This window comes from Shewanella surugensis, assembly GCF_023284005.1.
Taxonomy (GTDB): domain Bacteria; phylum Pseudomonadota; class Gammaproteobacteria; order Enterobacterales; family Shewanellaceae; genus Shewanella; species Shewanella surugensis.
In genome coordinates this window covers 1-10,955 of record NZ_JAKIKS010000150.1, presented here as the reverse complement: position 1 = coordinate 10,955, position 10,955 = coordinate 1, and the positions used below count along the sequence as shown (strand labels likewise).

At 41.6% G+C, this 10,955-nt stretch carries 8 protein-coding genes and 1 pseudogene; 8 read left to right on the top strand and 1 reads right to left on the bottom strand.

Going from position 1 to position 10,955, the window contains the following annotated elements:
- The 8 genes and pseudogenes from L2764_RS23555 to L2764_RS23520 form a co-directional block, all read left to right on the top strand.
- A pseudogene (locus L2764_RS23555) lies at nt 1–298 on the top strand (hypothetical protein); the annotation flags it as partial.
- On the top strand, nt 292–1,926 hold the full coding sequence (locus L2764_RS23550) for a BatD family protein (RefSeq protein ID WP_248942776.1): 1,635 nt from the start codon (nt 292–294) through the stop codon (nt 1,924–1,926). The pseudogene L2764_RS23555 and the gene L2764_RS23550, both read left to right, overlap by 7 nt.
- 129 nt (nt 1,927–2,055) lie before the next feature.
- Entirely contained in the window at nt 2,056–2,619 is a 564-nt protein-coding gene (locus L2764_RS23545) for a sigma-70 family RNA polymerase sigma factor (protein WP_248942775.1), read from the top strand.
- Nucleotides 2,612–3,316, top strand: a complete 705-nt coding sequence (locus L2764_RS23540; protein ID WP_248942774.1) for a DUF3379 domain-containing protein — start codon at nt 2,612–2,614, stop codon at nt 3,314–3,316. Before L2764_RS23545 ends, L2764_RS23540 begins: the two co-directional genes overlap by 8 nt.
- A gap of 137 nt (nt 3,317–3,453) precedes the next feature.
- Nucleotides 3,454–4,905, top strand: a complete 1,452-nt coding sequence (gene putP / locus L2764_RS23535) for a sodium/proline symporter PutP (protein WP_248942772.1) — start codon at nt 3,454–3,456, stop codon at nt 4,903–4,905.
- Between the two features lie 353 nt (nt 4,906–5,258).
- Complete coding sequence (locus tag L2764_RS23530) at nt 5,259–6,521, top strand: OmpP1/FadL family transporter (protein WP_248942771.1); 1,263 nt, start codon at nt 5,259–5,261, stop codon at nt 6,519–6,521.
- 999 nt (nt 6,522–7,520) lie between these two features.
- Nucleotides 7,521–9,911 (top strand): S8 family serine peptidase, encoded by a 2,391-nt coding sequence (locus L2764_RS23525; RefSeq protein WP_248942770.1) that lies wholly within the window; start codon nt 7,521–7,523, stop codon nt 9,909–9,911.
- Nucleotides 9,912–10,063: 152 nt separating this feature from the next.
- The gene (locus L2764_RS23520) at nt 10,064–10,381 is read left to right on the top strand and encodes a VF530 family protein (RefSeq protein ID WP_248942769.1); all 318 of its coding nucleotides are present in this window, start codon (nt 10,064–10,066) and stop codon (nt 10,379–10,381) included.
- 100 nt (nt 10,382–10,481) lie between these two features.
- Here the strand turns inward: L2764_RS23520 and L2764_RS23515 are convergent.
- On the bottom strand, nt 10,482–10,955 hold a 474-nt coding region (locus L2764_RS23515), incomplete at its 5' end, for a hypothetical protein (RefSeq protein ID WP_248942768.1).

Here is a 10,955-nt window from a genome sequence, read left to right as displayed (position 1 = left end):
AGATCAACAAAGCCAGCAGGACAAGCAAGATCAACAAAGCCAGCAGGACAAGCAAGATCAACAAAGCCAGCAGGACAAGCAAGATCAACAAAGCCAGCAGGACAAGCAAGAGCCACTTAACGCTCAAGAAATGACTAAGGATAATACCGCACCTGAAGAAGCACTTCCGGCTGACATGCAACGCGCATTGCGGTCTCTCGCTGACGATCCTCAAATATTACTGCGTAACAAAATGCAATTAGAATATCAAAAACGCCACCAAAATGGGGCTCAACCAAAGGACAACCAACAGTGGTAAAACGCTCATTACTCCTCATTATACTTCTCGGATTGATCGCCGCGTTTCCTGCGCGGGCGATCACTAGCTTGCAAGCCTCCGTTGACAAAAATATCGTCAATGCAGGCGAGTCGCTCATGTTAACCATTACCGCCGATGATAGTTTAGATACTCAAGCTTTGGATACTTCAGCACTTAAGAATGACTTTACAATCCAAAGACCTCGCACCAGTCACAGTACGCGTATGGTTAATTTTACCACCACCAAAGAAACTCAATGGCAAGTACTATTATTACCTAAGCGTCAAGGTCATATCATCATCCCCGCCTTTAGCATCAATGGGGTGAGCTCTGCGCCAATTAAAATGACGGTTAAACCACGGGGTTCTATGCCCAAACAAGCGCAAAACGTGTATATAGAAGCCCATTTATCGACTCAACACGCTTATGTAGAACAACTGATTAACTATAAAGTTAAACTGTTCCTCGCTGCAGAGTTACAAAGAGGCATACTCAATGAACCCATTGTCTCGGACGCTGAAGTCAAACAACTTGGCGAAGATAAAGACACAACCGAAATCATTAATGGACGCCGTTACCGAGTCATTGAAAGAAATTATGCCATCATTGCCGATAAGCCTGGAAAGCTGACGATTCAAGGCGCTAGCTTTAATGGTGATATTACCGTTCAATCTCAGCGTAGTAATAGCTTGTTTGGCTTCACAGATAGCCGCCCAGTACAAACTCAAGCAGCCAATGTCGAATTAACCATCAAAGATAAACCAGCAAGCTATCATGGGCATTGGTTTGTAGCTGATTTAGTCTTACTCAATGAAGATTGGCCCAAAGATGCTCAATATCAAGTCGGTACACCTATCACCCGCACCGTCACGTTAACGGCTGTGAATACTGATGAAAGCCGCTTGCCCGATTTGAATTTTGACACTCCTTCAACGCTTAAATCTTATCCTGAAAAAGCGCAACGAGAAAATAGGATTCGAGACAATAAAACTCTGGCTATATTAAGCCAAACAACCGCGATAATTCCAACCAAAGCGGGCACCTATACGCTTCCTGCACTAGATGTGCCTTGGTGGAATCCACATTTAAAAAAACAAGAAATCGCGACGCTACCGGCGAGAAGCATTACCGTTAAAGCCGCCGAGCAAGCTGATATCCCTGTCACACAACCACCACAGGTGTCAGTGTCAGTATCGGCAACACCGTCTTACTGGATGTGGATTGCACTGACTTTTGCCACACTTTGGATCATCACCTTAATCGCATACGGCCTATTATGGCGTAAACAATCTCAATCTCAACCGAAAACGACAAGCCAATTGCCGATGCCTAAGGCTCATGCTCAATCGAACGTCAGCCTAAAACAAGCATGCAAAATGCACGATCCCAGTCAAGTCCTCTTGAGCTTACAACAACATTTTTCCGACCATTATCAAAAATCCATGACATTGGATAAAATTGCCCAATTATCACCCGATCTGGCGAGCAGTATTGCCGCCTTACAGCGCGGGGCTTTCTCACAAACAAGCAGTCATATCGATTATGACCGCATTTTGCATGCTGTCCGGCAACTCAACGGAAAACAAAATCAGAAAAAGAAATCCTCTTTATCTGATTTGAATCCATAACCTAATGATTTAAAAGTTATTACACTGACAAGTTGAACATAAAAAATGATGTAATATCAACTCATTACTTTGTAATTAGTTGATATTAGCATTAAACTTTAATCACCCTTCTCCTCATGAAATATAAAAATGTTGCGTCACTGGCGAAATAAAAAGAGTACATCCACGGTCTCTTCTGACATGCTAAATAAACAACGACGATATAACAGCCTAGTCAAGGCGCTTCATGCCGATATTTACCGCTATGCCTACTGGCTCTGTGGCGATAAACATATTGCAGAAGATATAACCCAAGAGACATTTTTACGTGCTTGGCGCTCACTCGACACCTTAAAAGATGAAAAAGCCGCCAAAGCTTGGCTTATCACCATATTAAGACGAGAAAATGCGCGGCGTTTTGAGCGAAAACAGTTCACTTACTCAGATATTGAACAAGAAGAGTTACAAGACACCTTGTCACCTAGCACCGAGAATAAAGTCGAGCAGCATTTGTTACAAAAACAGATTGAAAGATTAGCATTAGAATATCGAGAGCCATTATTATTACAGCTTATTGGCGGTTTTAGTGGTGAAGAAATTGCAAAAATTCTTTCTCTTAATATCAATACTGTTATGACGCGTTTATTTCGTGCCCGTCACCAATTAAAACAAGCACTCGAACAACCCCAAGTCAGAGGACAATCACATGGATGAGCTTAAGTTTCGACGTCAGGCTTATGCCGATCCTCATCATCAATCACCTGAATTTATCAAGGCGATAAAAGAGGATCCTAAAAAAGCGGCTTTTATTAATGAGCTGAATAATCTCGATCAACAGATAGAAAGTGCCTTAAATATTGATGTTCCTTCCGATCTGAGCGATAAACTATTGCTCAACCAACAATTACTCCAGCATCAAGGTCAACGTAAAAAAGCCGCATTCACGGTTGCACTCGCCGCCTCTATTGCGTTTATAGCGGGAATAAGTTTTATTCTTTTCAGACTCGGTCCAGTAGATCTCAGTGCCTATGCACTCGCACATGTTCATCATGAAAATAAAGCCCTAACAATCAATGGCAACATTCCGTATCAAGATGTCAACACGAAACTGGCTTCATTGACAAATTTATCCAATGCCAAATTTACTCAACAGCCAGGTAAAGTCTTTTATAGCACCTATTGTGACTTCCAAGGCGTGAAAAGCTTACACTTGGTCATGCAAGGAGAACAGGGCAAAGTCACCCTCTTTATTGTCCCAATGGAAAACAGAATGCAACTTCAAGATGCCTTTGCCGATAGTAAGCTTAAAGGATTAGGTTTTAAAATTGATAATGCCTATATGTTAATCGTTGGTGACAATAACAAAGATATTAATTACGTTAAAAACGAAATTAAGCAAAGTTTTATTTAAGCACTTCACAAAATACCGGCGGGAGAAAAGTGACAGGTCAGATCTCCCGGCTATTTCAGTCCTACAATTGAGCTAATTAGCAAACTTCTGGTAGCATAGCCCCCACAATCCAACAATAAAAATATAACTCAGTAATCATGAACATAGAATTACCCGTTCTCATTACCTTTATTGCTTATCTCGCGTTAATGATAGGCATCGGCTTCATAGCCTATCAATCAACAGAATCTATTGATGACTACATTCTCGGTGGTCGTAGCATGGGACCCGGTGTCACCGCATTAAGTGTGGGCGCATCTGATATGTCCGGTTGGTTATTACTTGGCCTCCCTGGCGCCGTTTATCTTGGAGGACTCGGAGAAGCATGGATAGGCATAGGCCTCGTCTTTGGTGCTTGGCTTAATTGGTTACTCGTCGCTAAACGACTGCGAATTTACACTGAATTTACCAGTAACTCATTGACATTACCAGATTTCTTTGAAAAAAGATTCAATGATAAAAGTGGCATTTTAAAGCTCGTCTCTGCGATCACCATAATGGTGTTTTTTACTTTTTATGCTTCATCTGGCATGGTCGGCGGCGCGATTCTATTTGAAAAAGCCTTCGGCTTAGACTACACCTTAGCGCTAGTTATTGGCTCGAGTATTATCGTGGCTTATACCTTTGTTGGCGGGTACTTTGCTGTGAGTTGGACTGATTTTTTTCAAGGTTGTATGATGCTGGCCGCGCTACTCTTTGTCCCTGTTGCCATTTTTAATCAACCGGCGACCCAAGATGCATTGGACAGTTTTGATCCCAATATGCTCTTGTTTATTCATGACAACACCACTATCATCGGACTTATTTCTCTATTAGCTTGGGGGCTCGGTTATTTTGGACAACCTCATATCCTTACTCGATTTATGGCGATTAACTCTCCCGAAGACATCCCTAAATCACGCCGTATAGCCATGAGCTGGATGCTAATGGCACTCATTGGGGCATTAGCCACTGGCTTAGTCGGTAGCCTCTACTTCGCCGATAGTCCATTAGAAAATCCTGAAACCGTCTTTATTCACTTAGCCAATGCCGCCTTTAATCCTTGGATCAGTGGCTTACTCATTGCCGCTATTTTATCCGCTATTATGAGTACCATTGATTCTCAGTTGCTGGTGTGCTCAAGCGTCATTACTGAAGATTTCTATAAAAAATGGTTAAGACCCCATGCTAAAGATAAAGAGCTGATACTCGTTGGTCGATTCGGCGTCCTTGCCATTGCCCTTATCGCAGGGATCATCGCGTTGAATCCACAAAGTAGCGTACTCAACCTAGTCAGTTATGCTTGGGCTGGCTTTGGGGCAGCTTTCGGTCCAGTCGTCCTACTGTCACTCTTTTGGAAAGGCTACAGCCGCAATGGCGCAATTGCTTCTATCATCATCGGTGCAGTCACTGTTATCGTTTGGAAACAATTATCAGGCGAGATTTTCGACCTGTATGAAATCCTACCCGGTTTCATACTTGCAACATGTGTTGGCATACTTGTCAGTAAAATTTCAACGCCTTGTGAAACCATTTCAGAGCAGTTCAATGCTTTCACAGCTAAGCTCTAATCCCTCTTCTCAATAAAATAAAATAAATAAGCGCACATATGTGCGCTTATTTATTCAGCGAAAAATACTAGGCAATATCGCTTTACTTACAAAAGATTAACATCTAGCCTTGTTTATTCTCCTTTATATAGCCAAACTATTGGTTTGCTTTATAAGCCTTTTTTGAAGTAAGCTCCTAACCGTTGTTCATAAATAACAACCTTAATTAACTAATTATACCAAAAAATGCATCTGGTCGGAGTTGCTGAATAGGCGTTAACTCCTCTACCATGCGCTGGTCTAACAAGTGGATCTTGCGACTCGGCTATTCAGCAAGTCATATAAGCAAGACCTTAAATAAAGAGATGATGATTATGAAACGCTTCAACAAGACGTTCCTTGCTATTTCAATTACGCTGGCCAGCTCTCAAGCTATGGCAGCCGGTTTTCAACTTAACAGTCAATCCGCAACGGGTCTTGGCCGTGCAATGGCCGGTGATGCGGTTATTGCAGACAATGCTTCTGTATTATCCCGTAACCCTGCCGCAATGGCGCTTTTTAAAGATAAAGCCGTTTCTCTTGGGATCACTTATGCTGATGTTGATGTCAGTGTTGACGATGTCAGCTCACCAACAACCAATTTTGGTAGTGATGACAGTGCAGGCTCTGGTAAAATCATTCCTAATGCCTATTATATCCAACCTATTAATGAAAGCTGGGCTATGGGGTTCGCCGCATTCAGTAATTTTGGCACCGGTACCGATACGTCAGCGATAACTGATGATACGACAGCCACTACCCAAGCACCTATCGATTTGCTCGGTGAAACCGAAATCACATCAGTGGATTTCAATGCCAGTGTCTCTTATCGGTTCAATGAATACGTTAGTTTCGGCTTAGGCGTAGATTTTGTATACGGCACAGGTAAACTGACTCGTAACGGACCATTTTATGCTGCTGGCGCTGTAGATTATTATGTCGCCGATGTCGAAGCCAGTGGCTGGGGCGTAGGCGGTATTGCCGGTTTAGTATATGAAATCAACGATGATAACCGCATTGGGCTGAGCTATCGTTATAGTCCAACTATCAAGGCAAATGGAGACACAATAGAAAGATTAGGCGTCAGTTATGATCAAATTGAAATTCCGTTACCGAATATTGCTCAACTCGGTGGTTTTCATCAGATCACTGAACATTTCGCCCTTTCCTATACGGTTCAGTACACCCAATGGGGCGAATTCGATAAACTCACCTTACTGGATAGTGACGTTAATGGCAGTGATGCTATTTTAAAAGAATACCAATGGGATGATTCTTGGTTATTCAGTATTGGCGGCACTTACGATATCAATGATACTTGGACCGCTCGTATCGGCTATATGTATGACCAAGGTGTGGTAGGCGATCTGAGTTCGATATCGATTCCTGATTCCGATCGTAATTGGTACACTGGAGGCGTGAGCTATCACTTTAACCAAAAATCATCTCTGGACTTAGGTATTGCCTTCGTACGTGGTAAGAAAACCGATTTGACTGAATACAGCTCATTCGTCAATCTTGGTACGCAAACGCCTATCACCGCAACCACAACCTCTAACGCCGTCTATTACAGTATGCAATACAGCTATAACTTCTAATGTTATTTCAGCTAATCTAATCATTCAGTGAAATAATAAAAAACCGCATTACCTGCGGTTTTTTATTATTTATCGATACATCCCCCATAGTCTGTCTTGTGATCGATCCACCATCCTCACCTTTCAATGAACTTGGGTATGAGCATCGCCACTTTTAATAAACAAAATACCCACTCTATTGAAAATGCTATAGGTAATATAGGAGTATATGCTGTCGATGCTTGTAGAGCATAAAATGGCTATCTTACCAACGTTTCCTCACAGTCATTAAAGTGAATAATGAAAAACCTACATCACAACACATTCATTTCATGACTAATGCTTATGATCCGCCTTACCCTTTTAGTTCTCGTGAATTAATCAGCTGGTAGCCGATATTGTCAAAACTTCCACTTTAACAGGCATACATTCGTTAAAAAATTATTATGATCAGTCAACCATTTCTTTAATAGCACGATCCAATGGCAAATAAATGACAAAATCCATTCACTCCTCCCATCAGTCTCTTTGTTCACAAAAGAGTGATAAACACCAGTATAATACTGTTTAGAAAAGAAAACACAGTTAATTATATTAGAAACAAGTTCAAATCAAGTTTGCTAAAAACAATTAATAACTAAAAGATATATATTATTCATCAATAATATTAATCGGAAACATTTTGTCATACTTCTAATTGTTTATCATGAACATATGAGAAACATTTCAATTAAACCTGCACATAATAAAATGCCTACCCCATCATAACTCATAGCGACAAAGTGAATAAAAAAACACTTAAAACGAATAAATTACAGCAATACCGAATAAAACAACCAGTTTCATTCATTATTGAGATTTATTGATACCACAGATAGTAAAAAACACACAGATTAACTATGCATTTACAACGAGATAACATGCGGGTAGATTTATTAGCGGAGTAACCAGATATTTGGTATCAAAAACCAAAACTGTCCAATAATAATTACAATATGATAATAAATGTGGAATAAAAATATGACATTCAAAAAATCAACTCGAGCTGCGCTGACACTTTCAGCACTAGCGATTGCGATTTCTGCAAATGTACATGCTGCACCTTCAGTCGGTCCTGGGCTATTACCCGCTCAATCACAACAATCTGATGCACCTTTACCAAAACGTTACATTGTTAAGTTTAAAGATGCTGATACTGTCACAAATGGCATCAATGCATTATCAAGTACATCTAGAATCAATCCCGCCTTCTCTCATCACAGTGTACTCAATAGCGTCAAAGCAAAAGAAATGAAGCGTATTGCCCGTCGAAATAGCTATAGTGCTAAATTAGATGACGATAGCTTAACATCACTGCGTTTACGCTCAGATGTCGATTACGTAGAAGAAGATGTACCTCGTCGCCTATTGAGTGAAACTACACCATGGGGACAAACTTACGTCGGTGCAACCGTACTCAGTGACACCGAAGCCGGTAACCGCACCATTTGTATTATTGATTCAGGCTACGATGCTAGCCACAGTGATCTCAGTGGTAACAATGCTTCAGGTACCAATAACTCAGGTACAGGTAACTGGTACGAGCCGGGTAACAATAATGCTCACGGTACTCACGTAGCGGGGACTATTGCCGCGATTGCCAATGGCAGCGGTGTAGTCGGTGTGATGCCTAATCAAAACGTGAATATTCACGTTATAAAAGTCTTCAATGAAAGTGGCTGGGGATATACCTCAGAGCTCGTCGATGCAATCGATGACTGTGTTGATAATGGTGCCAATGTCGTTACCATGAGTTTAGGTGGCCCAACTTACAGTGCCACAGAGAAAAATGCATTAGCCGCTCACCAAAGTAATGGTGTCCTTCTCATTGCCGCTGCAGGTAATGATGGTGATAATACCCATAGTTACCCCGCATCTTATGATGCAGTCATGTCTGTGGCTTCCGTTGATAACAATAAAGATCATTCTGATTTCTCACAATATACCGATCAAGTTGAAATTGCAGGTCCTGGTACTGCCGTTTTATCAACAGTGACTCAAGGTGAAGGTGTATTAGCTGATATCACTATTAGCGGTCAATCTTACTTTGACAGTGGTATTGTGCCTCATAATCGTTATATTCAAACAAGCGGTAATTATGTTCAACAGTTCAATACAGGTAGTGTCACTGATACACTAAAAGCCTGCAGTACAGGCAGCACAAGTTACAGCTGTAATAACATGAACAATAAAATTTGCTTAGTTGAGCGAGCATCAGGGTTATCAGCTAATGCAGCTGAAATTGCGGCTGCTAAAGCATGTTATGACGCAGGAGGCAGTGCCGCTATTGTCTACAGTAACTCATCTCTTCCCGGTCTACAGAACCCTTTCTTAGTGGATACTGATAATGAAGTCCCTATGGTTTCTGTCAGTGTTGACAGAACAACAGGCCTTGCGCTTCTCGATCAAGTCGGCTCTTCTGCAACGGTTGCAGCCACTGATGGCGAGGATTATCAATACTATAACGGTACATCAATGGCTACGCCTCATGTATCAGGCGTAGCGACACTCGTGTGGAGTCATCACACAGATTGTAGCTCTGAGCAAATTCGTGCTGCATTAAAAGCCACAGCCGAAGATCTTGAAACCGCTGGCCGTGATGATAAAACAGGTTATGGTTTAGTCGACGCTGAAGCGGCCGATGTTTACCTCGCTCAGTCTTGTGATGGACCAACCGATGGCAACACTGATGATACCCTAACCAATGGCGTCGCTAAAACAGGTCTGTCTGGTTCAAAAAGTGAAGAACTTTATTACACCTTCGATGTGCCTGCTGGCGCAACCGATCTTAGCTTTGCAATGAGTGGTGGAACCGGTGATGCTGATCTTTACGTTTCTTTCGGTGCCAACCCAACCACCTCTAGCTACGATTGTCGCTCTTGGGAGACAGGTAATGCAGAATCATGCGATATTTCTTCTGTAGAAACAGGAACGTATTATGTCATGCTACAAGGCTACACCGCATTTAGTGGCGTCAGCTTAGAAGCGAATTACACGGCATCATCTGATGGTGGCGATACCGGTGGAGCAGCGACATATTCAAATACCACAAGTTATAGCATTCCAGATAACAGCACCACAGGCGTTTCAAGCTCAATAGAAGCGACGCGCACAGGTGACTCTGGTACCGTAACCGTTACACTTGATATTACGCATACTTATATTGGCGATTTAAACATCCAATTAACCAGCCCGACTGGTCAAGTTGCGGTGCTACATGATAATTCTGGAAGTGGTACTGATAATATCAGCAAGACCTATTCAGTTGATTACTCAGGTGGCGATTCAAATGGTACTTGGTCATTAAAAGCGGTTGATAATGCCAGCCAAGATACCGGTAGCATCAACTCATGGAGCATCAGCTTCGAATAATTCAGCAATTTGATTTATTCAACTTAAAAGGAGACGAATAGTCTCCTTTTTTATGACTATCACAACACTTTTTTCATCATAACAAAACAGACGCTTTCCACCTCAATCTGATATCATTAGCTTAATGATGGTTTTTAAGTTACTCACTCAATATGACGCAAGCAAATAACCCGTTACATGGCATTAAATTAGAAGATCTCTTAAACGATCTTGTCGATCACTATGGCTGGGAAGAGTTAGGTCAACGCATCGATATACGTTGCTTTAATCACGATCCCAGTGTCAAATCCAGTTTAAAGTTTTTACGAAAAACACAGTGGGCACGGGATAAAGTAGAATACTTATATTTAAAACTGCATAAACTACCTCTTCCAGCCCCCAGAGCAGACTCTGGCTCAACGAGCCAAACGAAAAAGGCTTCGCTTCCTCAAGCCAATAACGACATTTGGGGAACAACAAAAAGCGATTAACAGCCATCCAGTCAATAACGTAAAATGACACTCGATAGCATCAATAAATGCTCGAGTGTCATTCATGGCCATCATATGAATAAAGCACTCATCATCAACATTATGGCACAGAACAGTCATGGACAATATCTTGATAAGCCCTCACTGTGTAAGCATCATGAGTACTGGTATTAGTCAGTCCATAACCAGAAAATTGCTTGCCCTTTTTATCGATAAATTGAATGTCGTTATCGGGCATTGCTTTATCATTGTCGAATAAACAATAGCCTAATGCACCCGATACCCCAGCCCACACCAGTTTATTTTTCCCATTCACATTCACCACTTTAACGGTCGTAGTACCAAGTGGATCCTTTTTTTTGTTACCCGACAACCGCGTTGCAAGCTGTACTAACCGCGTGACAACATCATGTTTAGGGATCTGTTGGGAGCTATAGTCGTTTCTGGTGTATGAGGATAAAGAATTGCGATGTAACCTGTTAATTGATCTTGGCCGATCAACAATTAACAAAAGGAACATCGCAATGACTAAAAATGATAATGTTATTTCTATTGAGACACCAGTCAATCCGTT

Coding starts and splice junctions, on each gene's coding strand:
- L2764_RS23545 (WP_248942775.1), top strand. CDS start 2,056: ATGTTGCGTCACTGGCGAAATAAAAAGAGTACATCCACGGTCTCTTCT.
- L2764_RS23540 (WP_248942774.1), top strand. CDS start 2,612: ATGGATGAGCTTAAGTTTCGACGTCAGGCTTATGCCGATCCTCATCAT.
- putP (WP_248942772.1), top strand. CDS start 3,454: ATGAACATAGAATTACCCGTTCTCATTACCTTTATTGCTTATCTCGCG.
- L2764_RS23530 (WP_248942771.1), top strand. CDS start 5,259: ATGAAACGCTTCAACAAGACGTTCCTTGCTATTTCAATTACGCTGGCC.
- L2764_RS23525 (WP_248942770.1), top strand. CDS start 7,521: ATGACATTCAAAAAATCAACTCGAGCTGCGCTGACACTTTCAGCACTA.
- L2764_RS23520 (WP_248942769.1), top strand. CDS start 10,064: ATGACGCAAGCAAATAACCCGTTACATGGCATTAAATTAGAAGATCTC.